Origin of the sequence: Mesorhizobium sp. LCM 4577 (assembly GCF_001854795.2) — a bacterium.
GTDB lineage: Bacteria > Pseudomonadota > Alphaproteobacteria > Rhizobiales > Rhizobiaceae > Mesorhizobium > Mesorhizobium plurifarium.
The window spans coordinates 99792-115508 of the sequence record NZ_MDDU01000006.1 but is presented as its reverse complement, the minus strand read 5'-3'; the positions used below and the strand labels follow the sequence as shown (position 1 = coordinate 115508).

General features: G+C 63.3%; 16 protein-coding genes. 11 read left to right on the top strand and 5 right to left on the bottom strand.

The genetic code is table 11. The features are described 5' to 3' along the window. The first annotated feature begins 126 nt into the window (after nt 1-126). Nucleotides 127-1650 carry a peptidoglycan DD-metalloendopeptidase family protein gene (locus LCM4577_RS11140; RefSeq protein WP_071071158.1) on the top strand — a complete coding sequence of 508 codons (1524 nt, stop codon included), beginning with the start codon at nt 127-129 and terminating at the stop codon, nt 1648-1650. 105 nt (nt 1651-1755) lie between these two features. Here LCM4577_RS11140 and LCM4577_RS11135 read toward each other — a convergent pair whose 3' ends face one another. Beyond that, nucleotides 1756-2646, bottom strand: a complete 891-nt coding sequence (locus tag LCM4577_RS11135; RefSeq protein ID WP_071031989.1) for an NAD-dependent epimerase/dehydratase family protein — start codon at nt 2644-2646, stop codon at nt 1756-1758. Between the two features lie 96 nt (nt 2647-2742). Here LCM4577_RS11135 and LCM4577_RS11130 point away from each other — a divergent pair, with 96 nt between their 5' ends. Continuing rightward, entirely contained in the window at nt 2743-3573 is an 831-nt protein-coding gene (locus LCM4577_RS11130; RefSeq protein WP_071071157.1) for an AraC family transcriptional regulator, read from the top strand. A 3-nt stretch (nt 3574-3576) separates the two neighbouring features. Here LCM4577_RS11130 and LCM4577_RS11125 read toward each other — a convergent pair whose 3' ends face one another. Beyond that, entirely contained in the window at nt 3577-4449 is an 873-nt protein-coding gene (locus tag LCM4577_RS11125; protein ID WP_071031991.1) for an ATP-binding protein, read from the bottom strand. Between the two features lie 267 nt (nt 4450-4716). Between LCM4577_RS11125 and yajC the strand changes: the two genes are divergently transcribed. From yajC to LCM4577_RS11090, 7 genes are all read left to right on the top strand, one after another. Next, nucleotides 4717-5052, top strand: a complete 336-nt coding sequence (gene yajC / locus LCM4577_RS11120) for a preprotein translocase subunit YajC (RefSeq protein WP_071031992.1) — start codon at nt 4717-4719, stop codon at nt 5050-5052. Nucleotides 5053-5104: 52 nt separating this feature from the next. Continuing rightward, complete coding sequence (locus LCM4577_RS11115) at nt 5105-6118, top strand: SecDF P1 head subdomain-containing protein (RefSeq protein WP_071071155.1); 1014 nt, start codon at nt 5105-5107, stop codon at nt 6116-6118. An 89-nt stretch (nt 6119-6207) separates the two neighbouring features. Next, complete coding sequence (gene secDF / locus LCM4577_RS11110) at nt 6208-8757, top strand: protein translocase subunit SecDF (RefSeq protein WP_071071153.1); 2550 nt, start codon at nt 6208-6210, stop codon at nt 8755-8757. Between the two features lie 115 nt (nt 8758-8872). Further along, nucleotides 8873-9262, top strand: a complete 390-nt coding sequence (locus tag LCM4577_RS11105; RefSeq protein ID WP_071071151.1) for an Mth938-like domain-containing protein — start codon at nt 8873-8875, stop codon at nt 9260-9262. Beyond that, nucleotides 9263-10129: a phytoene/squalene synthase family protein gene (locus LCM4577_RS11100; protein WP_244508291.1), complete on the top strand. Its 867-nt coding sequence runs from the start codon at nt 9263-9265 to the stop codon at nt 10127-10129. A gap of 82 nt (nt 10130-10211) precedes the next feature. Next, nucleotides 10212-10637, top strand: coding sequence for a hypothetical protein (locus LCM4577_RS11095; RefSeq protein ID WP_071071149.1), 426 nt, complete (start codon nt 10212-10214; stop codon nt 10635-10637). Next, nucleotides 10637-11584 (top strand): sterol desaturase family protein, encoded by a 948-nt coding sequence (locus tag LCM4577_RS11090; protein WP_198540233.1) that lies wholly within the window; start codon nt 10637-10639, stop codon nt 11582-11584. Before LCM4577_RS11095 ends, LCM4577_RS11090 begins: the two co-directional genes overlap by 1 nt. Here the strand turns inward: LCM4577_RS11090 and trmFO are convergent, their stop codons facing one another. From trmFO to LCM4577_RS11075, 3 genes are all read right to left on the bottom strand, one after another. After that, entirely contained in the window at nt 11585-12994 is a 1410-nt protein-coding gene (gene trmFO, locus LCM4577_RS11085) for a methylenetetrahydrofolate--tRNA-(uracil(54)-C(5))-methyltransferase (FADH(2)-oxidizing) TrmFO (protein ID WP_041011754.1), read from the bottom strand. It abuts the gene before it with no gap. 426 nt (nt 12995-13420) lie between these two features. After that, the gene (locus LCM4577_RS11080) at nt 13421-13561 is read right to left on the bottom strand and encodes a DUF1127 domain-containing protein (RefSeq protein ID WP_071031998.1); all 141 of its coding nucleotides are present in this window, start codon (nt 13559-13561) and stop codon (nt 13421-13423) included. 53 nt (nt 13562-13614) lie between these two features. Continuing rightward, complete coding sequence (locus LCM4577_RS11075) at nt 13615-13755, bottom strand: DUF1127 domain-containing protein (RefSeq protein WP_071031999.1); 141 nt, start codon at nt 13753-13755, stop codon at nt 13615-13617. Nucleotides 13756-13989: 234 nt separating this feature from the next. Between LCM4577_RS11075 and LCM4577_RS11070 the strand changes: the two genes are divergently transcribed. Together LCM4577_RS11070 and LCM4577_RS11065 are read left to right on the top strand one after the other, a co-directional pair. Beyond that, on the top strand, nt 13990-15108 hold the full coding sequence (locus tag LCM4577_RS11070) for a DUF2157 domain-containing protein (RefSeq protein ID WP_071071147.1): 1119 nt from the start codon (nt 13990-13992) through the stop codon (nt 15106-15108). Continuing rightward, nucleotides 15105-15686 carry a GDYXXLXY domain-containing protein gene (locus LCM4577_RS11065; protein ID WP_071071145.1) on the top strand — a complete coding sequence of 194 codons (582 nt, stop codon included), beginning with the start codon at nt 15105-15107 and terminating at the stop codon, nt 15684-15686. Before LCM4577_RS11070 ends, LCM4577_RS11065 begins: the two co-directional genes overlap by 4 nt. Nucleotides 15687-15717 lie beyond the last annotated feature (31 nt).

Sequence of the window (15717 nt, the reverse complement as noted above, 5' to 3'; positions counted from 1 at the left end):
GCGCCGCCAAAATTTCCGCCAATGTTTTAAGAAAATTTTCGTCGGATTCTAATGGGTTAACCCCCCAGTAACATTAACGCGCTTTAATCATGACCAGTTTGTACCGGGTCTGTGCGGGTTAGTGCGATGCAATTCAATCACTTGAAGGCAAACAGACGCAATCTGGCGCGCGGTTGCGCTGTCCTGATGATTGCCGGCGCGGCGGCCGGGTGCAGTTCCCAGTCGATGCGCTTCAACGGTGTCGATGATGTCTTCACATCATCCACCAACAATCAGCGCGCCATCATCAACAAGCAGAATGTCGACCAGCCCTATCCGGGCGACACGGTCGCGCCTGCTCCGGTCGACGGCACGCACACCCAGTCGGTGAGCCGATCGAGCCTCGAGCCGGTCACGGCGCAGCAGCTGCCGCCTCCGTCGGCGCCGGCGCCGGCAAAGCCGATGCGTACGGCTTCCGCTCCTGCCCTCGCTCCGGCTCCGGCGCTTGCTCCCGCGCCGCATCTCGACAGGACGGCCACCGGCACGGTCGCCCAGGCCAAGCCATTCAAGACCGCCGAGCCCGATGCGGTTCGCAATGCGAGCTCTGCGCCGCACGCGACCGAAATCGTGGTGCGGGACGGTGAGACGCTTTCGGGCCTGGCGGCGCACTACCATGTGCCGGCCGACGCCATCGCCAAGGTCAACGGGATCGACCCGAAGAAGGGCATCCGTAGCGGCCAGAAGATCGTCATCCCCGCCTATGCCTATTCGAGCAAGGCGGAGCCGAAGGTCGCCGAAGGCAAGCCGACGAACACGCCGAAGCAGCCCGCTCCGGAGAAGGTCGCCGTGCTGCCGCAGCAGCCCAAGGTCAAGGACGGTAAATCCGCCGCTCAGGTCGATACGTCGGCCGCGGCCGCAGGTTCCAAGAACCCGAAGCCCGCTCAGCAAGTGGCCGAGGCCAAGCCGGCCGGCGCCGGCGGCTCCTACACGGTGCAGTCGGGCGACTCGCTGTCCTCGATCGCCAGGAAGACCGGCGTCAGCGTGGTGGCGCTGAAGCAGGCCAACGGCATGCAGGACGGCTTGCTCAAGATCGGCCAGACGCTCAAGGTCCCGGCCGGCGGCACCGTCGTGGCGGCCGCCAAGCCAGCCGCTGCCAAGCCTGCCGTCGATCCTGTGACGACCGCGACGACGCAGCCGCCGGCGAAGACCACGCCGTCGCAGACGCTCGCCTCCTACACGCCGCCGAAGAAGGACGCCAAGGTCATCCAGCAAGCCGAGGACGACGATGCGGTGGCCCCGGACGCGACCGGCATCGGCAAGATGCGCTGGCCGGTCCGCGGCCGCGTGATCTCCGGCTTCGGCTCCGGCAAGGACGGCGTCGACATCGCGGTGCCGGAAGGAACGCCGATCAAGGCGGCGGAGAACGGCGTCGTCATCTATGCCGGCGACGGCCTCAAGGAGTTCGGCAACACCGTGCTGGTGCGGCACGAAAACGGCCTGGTCACGGTCTATGGCCATGCAAGCTCGATCGAGGTGCAGCGCGGCCAGAAGGTCAAGCGAGGCCAGGAGATCGCGCTTTCCGGCATGAGCGGCACCACCGACTCGCCCAAGCTGCACTTCGAAGTGCGCAAGAACTCGGCCCCGGTGGATCCGTCGGGCTATCTCGAATAGAACAAGAACAATTGCGGGCCGCCTGACCTCCAGTCCGGCCCGCCGTCTTCAGCCCGCTCCGCAAGGAGCGGGCTTTTTCAGTTGCGGAAGATGCCTGCCGCCGGCTCAGAGATGATCGCGGAGCGTGTCGGCGATCATCTCCTCGAGGCTGCTGGCCTTCACGCCCAGAAGCGTCTCCGCGTCGGAGGAATCAACCAGCAAGGGAGTCTCGAAAAGGTATCTCATCTCGATAAGCTCCTGCATGCCCAGCGCTTCCATCTCGGGGATGGAATAGGAGCGTGTCTCGGCAACCTCGCGGCCGAGCATCGCCGCGGTTTTGCGGATGAGTTCGTTGGGCGAGGCGTGTTGCGAGGGGACATGAAATGCCCGTCCCCATTCGCCCGTGTAGCAGGAGGCCGCGACGAGCGTCCTGGCGACGTCCTTGGTGAAGGTCCAGGCATGAGTGGCGTCGAGGTCGCCAATGAAGGCGATCGGCTTGTCCTCGATGATGGAGGGCAGGGCGACCAGGGAAAAGTAGCTTATCGCGCCGTGCCCGAGATAGTCGCTGGAGCGTATCTCGATCGCCGGCACGCTGGCACGGGCCGCCCGCTGCCACATGATCGTCCTGGCGGTTCCCTTCTTCGAATTCGGGTCCAGCGGCATGTCGGAGCGCAGCGGGCTTTCGCCATTCCTGCCGTAACCATAGAGATTTCCGAGCACGATGAGCTTGGCGCCGACTGCTTCCGCTGCTTGCACGGTGCCGTCGATTATGGGGAAAAAGTCGGCTGGCCAGCGATGATATGTGGCCATCGCGCACATGAACACGGCGTCGGCGCCTCGGCAGACACGCGACAGCGCCGAGGCATCGGTGGCGTCGGCCTGTATGGACCGTACATTGCGCAACGCGCTCGAACCGACGCTTCGGCTGGTCAGGATGACGTCATGGCCTTCCTCGCCAAGAAGGCGGGCCGTCTCGCGTCCGACCGGGCCCGCGCCGACAACAACATACGAACTCATGACAACCTCTCTTCCATGTTTGAAGGAGAGGCGGGAGTACAGCTTCACGGCGTTGAAAATCGCGCGGGAATTGCCAAATCTTGAGCAGGTTTCGCCATGAATCGAGAGAGCATGCCTCCACAATTCGCTCGGGCCCCTTGCGATGTCACGATGGTTTCCCGGCATGTGGAAGCAGGTGTGCATCGGCTGCCCCGGGCACTACATCATCGCGTCATGGTGCATGCGAGCGCTGCGACGCGCTCCTACTGCAATCAGGCCGGGCGATATTTCGTCAGGCGCGCCGGCGATATTGACCTGGTGCCGGCCGGCGAGGAGGGCGGCTTCGAGGCCGAAACGCCGTTCGAGACGATGGAGATCGTCTTGCCGCCGGCCTTGATGGAAAGGGTCGCCGCGGAACTCGGTGACAAGGCGCAGACATCGCGGTTCGATACCCGCCATCTGCTTCGCGATCAGCGCATCGAGTATCTCGCCCGCGCATTGCAGAGCGATCTCGCCGCAGGCGCACCGAGCGGCCCTTTGTTTGCCGACAGCATCGGCGCCGCGCTTGCCGTGAGGCTGCTCGGCCTCGATGGCCCGGACCAAATTCGCGTGAGCCGGCTTTCGGACGCGCAGCTAAAGCGTGTCCTGGAACACATTGAGACCGCTCTCCATGACCCGCTCACGATCGATCGCCTGAGCCGGGTCGCCGGCGCGAGCAGCTCGCATCTGCGCACATGGTTCAAGGCGGCGATGGGCGTCACCTTGCATCGCTACGTGTTGCGGCGCCGCGTGGAAAGGGCATGCGTCCTGCTGCGACGAGACGATCTCAGCACGAGCGAGGTTGCGGCGCTGACCGGCTTCGCGCACCAGTCGCATCTGGCGCATTGGATGCGCCGCGAGATTGGCCAGACGCCACGTGATCTGCGGCGGGCGCAGCTTCCTAAGTGACATTCAATCCTTCAGCGGCTTGCCGAGCCGGCCGGCGAGGTCCTGCGTGAATTGCCAGGCGACGCGGCCGGAACGGCTGCCGCGCGTCGTTGCCCATTCCAGGGCTTCGGCGCGCAATTGCTCGGGATCGATCGTCAGGCCGTGATAGCGGACATAGCCGCCGATCATATCGAGATATTCGTCCTGCGAGCATTTGTGGAAGCCGAGCCACAGGCCGAAACGGTCGGATAGCGAGACTTTTTCCTCGACCGCTTCCGACGGGTTGATCGCGGTCGAGCGCTCATTGTCGATCATGTCGCGCGGCAAGAGATGCCGCCGGTTGGACGTGGCGTAGAAGATGACGTTGATGGGCCGACCCTCGACGCCGCCTTCCAGCGCCGCCTTCAACGACTTGTAGGAGGTGTCGTCATGGTCGAAGGAGAGGTCGTCGCAAAACAGGATGAACCTATAAGGCGCGGCCTTCAGGAGACCCATCAGCTTGGGCAGCGTGTCGATGTCCTCGCGGTGGATCTCGATCAGCTTCAGCGGCTGGTCGAGCCTGTCGGAGGCGTTGACGGTGGCATGCACGGCCTTGACCAGGGAGGACTTGCCCATGCCGCGCGCGCCCCACAAAAGCACGTTGTTGGCCGCATAGCCGGACGCGAAGCGCTCGGTGTTGTCGAGCAGGATGTCGCGCACGCGGTCGACGCCGCGGATCAGGCCGATGTCGACGCGGTTGACCTTGCGAACCGGTTCCAGATAGCCGGGCTCCGCCTGCCAGACGAAGCAGTCGGCTACCGACAGGTCGGTTTGCGGCACAGGCGGTGGGGCGAGGCGGGAAACCGCCTCTATCAGGCGGTCGAGTTTCTTGTTCAAGGCGTCCAGGCTGTCGGTCATTTGGGGTCTTTTTGTTGAGGTCTTTCAGCGTGCGGGAGCAGCTTCCATGACATCGCTGCAAGAACCAGGTCCAAACTTTTGTTGGAACATGATCTTTTCGGCAGCCTCGAAGCGGCTTCCGCTGCGACGCTCTAGCACGTCGCAAACAGCTGGAAAAGCAACGGATTGGGCTGGCGGCGCAGTTGCATTGGCAAGTTTAGCGACTATATTCCGGCCAAATTTTCGCGGGGCGACCGCGGCGGTATTTCACCACCCAGGAGTTTCTTGATGTTCGTTACACCGGCATACGCCCAGGGCGTCGGCGCCTCGCCAGACATGTTCATCTCGATTTTGCCGTTTGTCCTGATTTTCGTAATCATGTATTTTCTGATCATCCGGCCGCAGCGCGCGCAGCTGAAGAAGCGCCAGGAGATGCTCTCGGCGGTGCGCCGCGGCGACACGGTGGTGACCGGTGGCGGCTTCATCGGCAAGGTGACCAAGGTGATCGACGACAATGAGCTGGAGATCGACCTTGGCGGCACCAAGGTGACCGCGTTGCGCTCGACGATCTCGGACGTGCGCGTCAAGGGCGAACCGGTGGCGAACCAGAACGCCAAGAAGTAGGCGAAATCCCAGCGGCGATGGCCGCGGGCAGGGTTCTGACGAACGGCGGCATATGGTCTATCTTTCGCGCCTGAGGGTCATTTTGATCGGGATTGCCCTGCTCTCGATGGTCTTCGGCGCGCCGAATGTCCTGGCCGCGGTGCCCGGTGCGCATATTGTGTTTCGCCTGGATACGGACCAGGTAAGAAGCCGGCGGCTGGAAGCAATGCGCGACCAGATCAGGGCGCTGCTTCGCGATGCAGAACCCAAGATCAGCTACAACGGCCTTGTCGTATCGGGCCCCACGGTTCAACTGCACATTGGCGATCCCGCGCAAGTCGAGGCCGCCAAAGCGGCACTCAAGGCAGTAGTCGATCCTATCGCCGGCAAGGAAGGCCCGGTCCAGGAGTTCGCGCTGGACGACAGCGAGCCTGGCCTGTTGAAGCTCACCATGACCGATGCCGGCGCGAAGTATCAAACCTCTGCCGCGCTCACACAGTCGATCGAGGTTATCAAGAATCGCCTCAATGAACTTGGCGTGGCCGATCCGGGGGTCCAGTTGACGGATGGCGGCATACTGGTTCAGGCGCCAGGCGTCGCGGATTTGCACAGCCTGGCGCAAACCCTCGCTCGGCAGGGCCGACTGAGCTTCCAATTGGTTGACACTTCGATGCCTGTGGACGATGCGGTCAATGGCCAGGCGCCTGCCGGTTCAACGGTGTTGTACACGCCGGATGAACCGCCAGTTCCCTATCTGGTCGAAGACCGGGTGCTTGTCTCGGGTGACAGCGTGCTGGACGCGAAAGCGACCCACGACAGCTCGACAGGACAGTTTATCGTCGCATTCCGGCTCGATTCCAAGGGTACACAACGTTTCAAGTGGGCGACCACGCGCAATATCGGCAAGCCATTTGCGGTGATTTTGGACGGTCAGGTGATTTCAGCGCCTATCATCCGGGAGCCCATCGAGCACGGCACCGTGCAGATATCGGGCAATTTCACAGCCCAAAGCGCCAAGGAATTAGCCTTGTTGTTCCGCACCGGCGCGCTGCCGGCGAGATTGACAATCGTCGAGGAAGCACGATAGGGCCGGCCGTGGTCGCAACGATAACCATAGCTGACAACCGAGCCGATGGCGGAACGCTGCCGCTTGTACGCCTGAACGGATAAGAACGAATGCTCTATTTCTCGCGCCTGAAGATGATCCTGATCTGGCTCGCCGTGGCCATCACAGTGATCCTCGCCGCGCCCAACCTCTTCCCGGCAAGCATGCTGGYGCAACTGCCGAACTGGGTGCCGAAGCGGCAGATGACGCTCGGCCTCGACCTTCAGGGCGGTTCGCACATCCTGCTCCAGATGGACCAGAACGATCTGATCAAGGATCAACTGGAGACGACACGCGACGAGATCAGGACGCTGCTGCGCGATGCCAAGATCCAATATACCGGACTTGGTGGAACGGGCCGGACCGTGCAGGTACGCATCAACGATCCGAACCAGGTCGAAGCCGCAAAGACGGCGTTGAAGCCGATAACCAATCCGGTCACCGCCGGCCTCTTTACCGGCGGTTCCGTCCAGTCGATGACCCTGGACGATTCCGAGCCCGGGTTGTTGAAATTCACCGTCACGGATGCGGGCATCAAGTACCGCACATCGACGGCGTTGTCGCAGGCGATCGAGGTGGTGGAGCGGCGCGTCAACGCGCTCGGCACGACGGAACCGATCGTGCAGCGGCAGGGTGACGATCGCATTCTGGTTCAGGTGCCCGGACTGCAAAATCCGCAAAGGCTCAAGGACATCATCGGCCAGACCGCCAAGCTGACGTTCCAGATGGTCGATACGTCCGTGCCGGTCCAGGATGCGATCAAGAACCGCCCGCCGCCCGGCGATTCGGTCCTCTATTCGCAGGACGATCCTCCCGTTCCTTATCTGGTCGAAAACCGCGTCATCGTGTCGGGCGAAGACCTGTCGCAGGCGACGCCGACCTATAATTCGCAGACAAACGAGCCGGTCGTTTCGTTCACCTTCAATTCCCGCGGAGCGACCCGGTTCGGCCAGGCGACCCAGCAGAATGTCGGTAAGCCATTTGCCATCGTTCTCGACAACCAGGTGATTTCGGCGCCGGTTATCCGCGAACCTATCCTTGGCGGCAGCGGTCAGATCTCCGGCAATTTCACGGCCGAGAGCGCCAACGACCTTGCCGTGCTGTTGCGAGCGGGCGCCCTGCCGGCAAAGCTGACCATCATCGAAGAGCGCACGGTCGGCCCTGGCCTTGGCCAGGACTCGATCCATGCGGGTAAAATCGCCGGCATCATCGGCTCGATCCTCGTCGTCGCCTTCATGTTCGTCGCCTACGGCTTCCTCGGCTTCCTCGCCAACATCGCGCTCGCGGTCCACGTGGCGATGATCGTGGCCGTGCTGTCGCTACTGGGTGCAACGCTGACCTTGCCAGGCATCGCCGGTATCGTGCTCACCATCGGCATGGCGGTGGACTCCAACGTTCTGATCTACGAGCGCATCCGCGAGGAGCGGCGAAACGGCCGCTCGGTGATTCAGGCGATCGATACGGGCTTCTCCAAAGCGCTGGCGACGATCGTGGACTCCAACGTCACCTCGCTGATCGCCACCGTGGTGCTGTTCTGGCTGGGCACCGGACCGGTCAAGGGGTTCGCCATCACCTACGCGATCGGCATCCTGACCACGGTCTTCACCGCTTTCACCTTCACGCGCATGCTGGTGTCGATCTGGCTGCGCCGCGCCCGGCCGAAGGAACTGCCGCGCGCGCCGGTCACCTTCATTCCGCCGGGCACGAAGATCCCGTTCATGGGCATCCGCCGCTGGACCTTCGCCCTGTCCAGCCTGTTGTCGATCCTGTCGGTCGTCGGGTTCCTGACCATCGACATCAATTACGGCATCGACTTCAAGGGCGGCTCGATGATCGAGGTGCAGGCGAAGCAGGGCAACGCCGATCTCGGCGACATCCGCAACAGGCTGTCTGAGCTCAACATCGGCGAGATCCAGGTGCAGCAATTCGGCGCGCCGAACGACGTGCTGATCCGCGTCGRCACCCAGGACGCCGGCGAGAATGCCGAGCAGACCGTCATCGACAAGGTKCGCGGCGAACTGCAGGACCAATACGACTTCCGCCGCGTCGAAGTGGTCGGACCGACGGTTTCGGGCGAGCTCGCCAAGCAGGGCACGATCGCCATGCTGATCGCGCTAGTCGGCATCCTGCTCTATGTCTGGTTCCGCTTCGAATGGCAGTTCGCGGTCGGCGCCATCATCGCCACGGTGCACGATGTGGTGATGACCATCGGCTTCTTCGTCCTGACCGGGCTGGAGTTCAACCAGTCTTCGCTGGCGGCGATCCTGACCATCATCGGCTATTCGCTGAACGACACGATCGTCGTCTATGACCGCGTCCGCGAGGATCTTCGAAGATACAAGAAGATGCCGCTGCCGCAGCTGTTGAACAACGCCATCAACGAGACGCTGTCCAGAACCACGCTGACGTCGGTCACCACCATCCTGGCGCTGTTGGCGCTCGTGCTGTTCGGCGGCGAGGTGATCCGCTCCTTCACGATGGCAATGCTGTTCGGCGTGATCTTCGGCACTTACTCGTCGATCTTCATCGCCGCGCCGCTGCTGATCCTGTTCCGGTTGCGGCCGCAGGCCGCGACCGAAGAGGAGAAGAAGCCGGTGAACGGCAAGGCCGTGACGACCTGACGCCAATGCCGGATGATTTCAAGTCGAGTCGACCTGAAATCATCCCAATCAAAGGGATAGGGCATGATGTCGTCGGAAAACCGCTCCAGACTTTTCGGCATCATGCTCTAGACCCATGGCCAAAGGCATCATCATCCGCGAGRCGCATTTCCCCGGCAAGGCGCCGATCGAAGCCTATGGCAATGGCGGCTTCCGCTTTGCCGACATGTCGCATCGCGGATCGCTGCTCGTCCTGCCGTCGGGCATCCATGGCTGGGAGCCCGCCGATCCGCTGGCGCTGAAGGCCGCGGATTTCGACAGGCTGTTCGCCGAGGCCGGCAAGGTGGAGATCCTGCTGGTCGGCATGGGCAAGGAATTGCGGCCGCTGCCGGCGCCTCTGCGCGCCGCGCTCAAGGAAGCCGGCATCTCGGCCGACCCGATGTCTACCGGAGCGGCGGTGCGGACCTACAATGTCCTGCTCGCCGAAGATCGCGCCGTCGCGGCCGCGCTGATCGCCGTCGATTGAATGGCCAACACGTCCACCACCGTCAAGAATGGCGACGTCGTCATGGAGGCGGTGCGCTCAGCCGACCATGACCGGTACCTGTCGGCGCTCTACGCGCCGGCCGACAAGCGTGACGCGCTGCTCGCGCTCTACGCCTTCAACGCCGAAGTCGCGAGCGTGCGCGATCGCATCCACGAGCCGCTGCCGGGTGAAGTCAGGCTGCAATGGTGGCGGGACGTCGTTTCGGCCGACGGGGATGCCGAGACGGGCCATCCGACCGCCGATGCGCTGCGCGCGACGATCGCTGCCAACCATCTGCCGAAGGCCGCCTTCGAGAACATGCTCGAGGCGCGGATCTTCGATCTCTATGACGATCCGATGCCGTCGCGGACCGACCTTGAGGGCTATTGCGGCGAAACGGCCGCGGCGCTGATCCAGCTTGCGGCGATGGTGCTCGATCCGGCCGCGGCGCCGGGCTTTGCCGAGCTGGCAGGTCGAGCGGGCTGCGCCCAGGCCATCACCGGGCTGCTGCTTCTGCTGCCGTTGCACCGTCGGCGCGGCCAGTGCTTTGTGCCCGCCGATATACTGGCGGCAGCCGGCACGGCACCGGAAGAGTTCGTCAAGGGAGAGGGCGGGGCTGCCGCGGAGCGGGCGGTGGCGGCGATGATCGCGCTGGCGCGGGAACATCTCAACGTTTTCGAGAAAGCCGCGCCGACGCTTCCGGTTTCGCTACGCCCGGCCTTCCTGCCGCTGGCGCTGACGCGCGCCTATCTCGACAAGATGGAAAAGGCGGGCAGTTCGGCGCTCAGCAGGACGGTAGCGCTCTCCATCCTGCGCCGGCACTGGCTGCTCCTGCGTCACGCGATGCGGGGCTGGACGCCCCTTTGACGTAAACGTCAATCATGCTAGGGATTCCATCCACGTGGACTCGCGTCAAAGAAATGCGGGCCGCCGGAGGAGCCGCCTTTCCATGAGCCTGCCAGTCCTGGTCGTTCTTGTCGTGTTCGGCATCGCGCTGTCGGTCGCGGCCGTGCATTTCACCGGCGGCACGACAACCGCGACACTTGCTGGCGCAGATCAGGCTCTCGCACGCTTTGCCGAGGATTTTCCCGACGAAAGGCCGGGCACCGTGCGGCTGACAGCCGACAACCATACCGCCTTTCTCGATCTCGGCCCGCAGCGTTGCGGCATCGTCCAGAGCATAGGCGACTGTTTTCTGACGCGTATCGTCACACCGCACGACATTCTGGCGCTGGCGAGGGAAGRCAATGCGGTCTCGCTGCGGCTTAGTGATTTCACCTGGAAAGGCGGCAGTTTCGTCTTTGCCGACGAAGCCGGCGCGCTGGCCGTGGTGGCGGCATTGCAGGGCCACGATCGAATCCGGAAGGCGGCGTGATGGATCAGTATAATTTCCCTCAGGTCACCCAGCTTGCGATCCCCTTCTTCGTCGCGGCGATCCTGATCGAGCTCTGGCTGGTGCGCACCGGCCGCGCCAAGGGATCGTTCGAGACGCGCGACACGCTGACCAGCCTGATGATGGGGACCGGCAATGTCGTCGCAGGCCTGCTGCTCGGCGTCGTGTCCTATTGGGCGCTGCTGTGGCTGTGGCAGTTCCGCTTCTTCAATCTCGGCCTGTCGATCTGGGTGTTCGTCGCCGCCTTCCTGCTCGATGATCTGCGCTACTATGTCTATCACCGCATAGCGCACCGGGTGCGCTGGGTGTGGGCCGAACACGTCAACCATCATTCCAGCCAGCACTACAATCTTTCGACGGCGCTGAGGCAGAGCTGGACCGGCCTGTTCACCTTCACCTTTATCCTGCAGGCGCCGCTGGTGCTCGCCGGCTTCCATCCGGCGGTGATCGCCTTCGTCTTCGGCTTCAACCTCGTCTGGCAGTTCTGGATCCACACCGAGACGATCGGCAAGATGTGGGGCTGGTTCGAGTTCATCTTCAACACGCCCTCGCACCACCGCGTCCACCACGCCATCAACCCGCGCTATCTCGACGCCAACTATGCCGGAACGCTGATCATCTGGGATCGCATGTTCGGCACCTTCGTCGAGGAGTTGGAGGAAGACCGGCCGCGCTACGGCATCGTCAAGAACATCGGCACCTTCAACCCGCTGAAGGTGGCGTTCCACGAATGGATCGGCATGTTCAAGGATGCGCTGGCGCCGGGGCTGACGCTTGGGCAGCGGCTGAATTACCTCATCCAGCCGCCAGGCTGGAGCCATGACGGCTCAAGGGATACGTCGGAGACGCTGAAGGCGGCTTATATCAGACGCAATCCGGGCGAGGCGGGTAAGCCGGGATTGCCGGGGGCGAGGGCGGCGGCGGATTAGCTACTCCGCAGCCTCGGCCCGCACCGGCAGCCCCAGCCATGCTCGGCAATCGGCCAGCGCGCGCGAGGTGATCGCGTGCCTCTTGGCGACGGTCTTGTCCTTGCCGCGCAGGCGCTTGCCTTCGGCCTTCGGCGTCTCCACCGGCGGGAACAGGCCGAAATTGACGTTCATCGGCTGGAAGGAGCGTTTTCCAGGCTCGTCGTCCGAGACGATATGGCCGCCGGTGATGTGGTTGAGCAGCGCGCCGAAGGCGGTGGTCGCAGGCGGCAGCGAGGGCGCCTGTCCAAGCCGTTCGGCGGCGGCGAAGCGGCCGGCGAGCAGGCCTATTGCCGCGCTTTCGACATAGCCTTCGCAGCCGGTGATCTGGCCGGCGAAGCGCAGGCCGGGGCGCGATTTGAGCTGCAGCGAGGGGTCGAGCAGCGTCGGCGAGTTGATGTAGGTGTTGCGGTGCAGGCCGCCGAGCCGTGCGAAGTCCGCGTTTTCGAGCCCCGGAATGGTGCGGAAGATGCGCACCTGCTCGGCATGTTTCAGCTTGGTCTGGAAGCCGACCATGTTGTAGAGCGTGCCCAGCGCATTGTCCTGGCGAAGCTGCACCACCGCATAGGCCTTGACCGACGGATTGTGGACGTTGGTCAGGCCCATCGGCTTCATCGGCCCGTAGCGCAGCGTCTCGACGCCGCGCTCGGCCATTACCTCGATCGGCAGGCAGCCGTCGAAATAGGGCGTGCCTTCCCACTGTTTAAACTCGGTCTTTTGGCCCTCCAGCAGCGCTGCCACGAAGGCGAGATACTGCTCCTTGTCCATCGGGCAGTTGATGTAGTCCTTGCCGGTGCCGCCGGGGCCGACCTTGTCGTAGCGCGATTGAAACCATGAAGTGTTCATGTCGATCGTGTCGAAATGCACGATCGGTGCGATCGCGTCGAAGAAGGCCAGCGCATCGGCGCCGGTCGCCTCGGCAATCGACTGCGCCAGCGAAGGCGCCGTCAGCGGGCCGGTGGCGATGATCGCCTGGTCCCAATCCTGCGGCGGCAGTCCGGGCACTTCCTCGCGCTGGATGGTGATCAGCGGATGCGCTTCGATCTTTGCGGTGACCGCGTCGGAAAAGCCGTCACGGTCGACCGCCAGCGCGCCGCCGGCCGGTACCTGGTTGGCATCGCCGGCGCTCATGATCAGCGAGCCGGCAAGGCGCATTTCGGCATGCAGCAGGCCGACGGCGTTGTTTTCGGCGTCGTCGGAGCGGAAGGAGTTGGAGCAGACCAGCTCCGCCAGGCCGTCGGTCTTGTGCGCGTCGGTGCCGCGCACAGGGCGCATTTCATGCAGCACGACCGGGACGCCGGCTTGCGCGATCTGCCATGCGGCTTCGGAGCCAGCGAGGCCGCCGCCGATGACGTGTACGGGATTTTTGCTCATGGGCGCCGGAATAGTCGCTTGAGGACGCGATTGCAATTGCCGGCTGAGAACGCACCGTGCCGGTGCCTACGCCAAAAACAACAACACCCGCCGGGGGAGGAGGTCCGGCGGGTGTCGTTTTGGGGGTCGATCCTCGGGAGGAGGTGAAGATCGACCGTATTCGCCATCGCCGGGGAGGAGGTCGGCTTTGACGAAATCTCTTTCGCCTTTAAGGGCGAAAATTCTTTTTCGCCTTTTTAGAAGGGCGAAACCTTCGAAGACGAACTTCGTTCGCTTGGAAGACGAACTTCGTTCGCTTCTGAACAACGCCCGCCGGGGGAGGAGGTCCGGCGGGCGCCGTTTCGGTGGTCAACCCTTGGGAGGAGGTAAGGGTTGGCCGTATCCGTCAGGGTCGGGGAGGAGGTCGACCCTGGCGAAATTCCTTACTTAGATCGCCTTGCGGGCAACCATCTTGATCTCATCGCGAACGATGCCGAGATCATGGAGCTGGCGGTTCGAAAGCCGACCCAGCTCAGCAACGGTGTCGCGGTAGACGCGCCAGTTACGATAGCTGCGGATCAGGTTCATTGTCGTCTTGCTCTCTTCAAAACTGGTTCGGACCATTTGCGGTCCGAAGCGGATTAGACCGCCTTGCGGGCGACGTAGTGGATGTCGCTGCGGCTGATGCCGAGGTCGGTCAGTTCACGGTTCGACAGGCGGCTCAGCTCGGAAACGGTTTCCCGGTAGCGGCGCCAGTTGCGGTAGTTGCGGATCAGGTTCATGGTAGTTCTCGTTTCGTCTTTGGTTCGGATCATTCCGTTTGTGTACGAACGGAAAATAGGTGGGATCGTATCGGTTTAAAAGTGCCGTTGGCGCATGGCAGCAATGCAAATTGTGCAATGCAACATTAACGGCCATTCACGCCTGCGTCACAAAGAAGGCCGAATCGGAAAATGCCGCTGCGTCAACGGTTTGGCTGTTCCGGCTAAGGACATGACCTGGCTCCAGGGGAAAGCATGGCGGGCTATGCGACACGGGTGAGGGCGGATATAGCGCGCTGGCGGCAGGCCGGGCTGATCGATCCCGCAACAGCGGAGGCATTGACGCGCGACGTCGCGGCCAACGAGCGCGCGTCGCTGAGTTTCGGCTCGATCCTGGCGATGATGGCAGCACTTCTGTTCGGCGCCGCGATCCTGATCTTCGTCGCCGCGAATTGGGAGGTCATTCCGCGTCTCGTTCGCGTGGCGGCGCTGTTTGCGGTCATCCTCGCCGGCTATGTCGGCGGCGCGGTGCTGAAGACGCGCGACCATGACGCGATCGGCGAGGCGCTGTGGATCGTTGCGGCCGCCGCCTTCGGCGGATCGATCGCGCTGATCGGCCAGATGTATCACCTCTCGGGCGACGAGGCTTCGGCGCTGCTCACCTGGTGCGCCGGCACGGCACTGGCGGCGGTGGCGCTGCGTTCGAATCCGCTGACGGTGGCTGCGATCGGCATCGCCGATGCCTGGCTGGTGCTCAAGGGGTTCGGCTTCTACTGGCGCGCGGAAATTCCGCATCTCTTCATCGTCGTGGCGGTCGTTCTGTTCGCCATCTCGTTCTGGACGCGCAGCCGGGCCGCGCGCCATCTCATCATCCTGTCGGTCATCCTCTATCTGGTTCTGTTGGCGACGGATCACGACACGCTGCCGGTGGCGATTTCGCTGGCCATCGCCTCGGCGCTGCTCTTTGCCGCTTCGGTCTTTGCCGGCGACCCGATCGACAGGATCCTTCAACTGGGCGGCCGGCTGCCCTTGCACGCCTTGCTCGGCTTCCTCACCGGCGTGGCGATCATCCAGTTCGATCTGGCGGATGAAAGCACTTACAACAGCGGTTTCGCCGTCGCCTCGATCGTAGCCCTTGCCGGCATCGTCGCGGCAATCATGCTGGCGGGCCGCGAGAGCAGGGGGCTGCGCTGGCTGGCCTATGCCGGCTTCGCCTTCGAACTCGCCATCATCTATGGCGTCACCTTGCGGTCGATGCTGGATACGGCCGGCTTCTTCCTGGCGGCGGCCGTGCTGCTCGGCATACTGGCGCTGGTCATCATCCGCATCGAGAAGCGCATGAAAGCGCCTGCCGGGACAGGAGCAGCGGCATGACCGGCAAGAAACTCATCATCTCGGCGCTGGTGCTGGCGCTCGTCCAGATCGGCTTCCTCAGCTGGATCATCGCCGGCCGGGCGGCAATCCTGCGCAACGGCAAGGAAGTGCTCTTGAAGGTCGAACCCGTCGATCCGCGCGATCTGCTGCGTGGCGACTACATCTCGCTCAACAACAACATTTCACGCATCCCGGTGAAGCTGATCGCCAACATTCCGCAAGGCGCGTTCTCCAGCGACGACGGCTCGATCACGGTGCGATTGAAGAAGGGCGCGGACGGTTACTGGCAGCCGACGGCGGCCTGGCTCGGCAAAGCGCCGGCCTCGGCTGCGGCGGACGAGGCGGATATCGCCGGACATGTCGCGGCGGGCTGGGATCTTCGCAGCCCCGACATGACGATCGCGCCCGACTATGGGATCGACCGCTTCTATCTGCCCGAAGGCGAAGGCGTGGCGATCCAGGACGACATTCGCGTGCGGCCGTTCGGCATCAAGCTCGCGCTCGCGGCCGACGGCACGGCGCAGATCAAGGCGCTGATGGACGGTGACAAGACGCTGTTCGAGGAGCCTCTATACTGAATTACCAGAACCAAAACGTCTTCATGCTTTT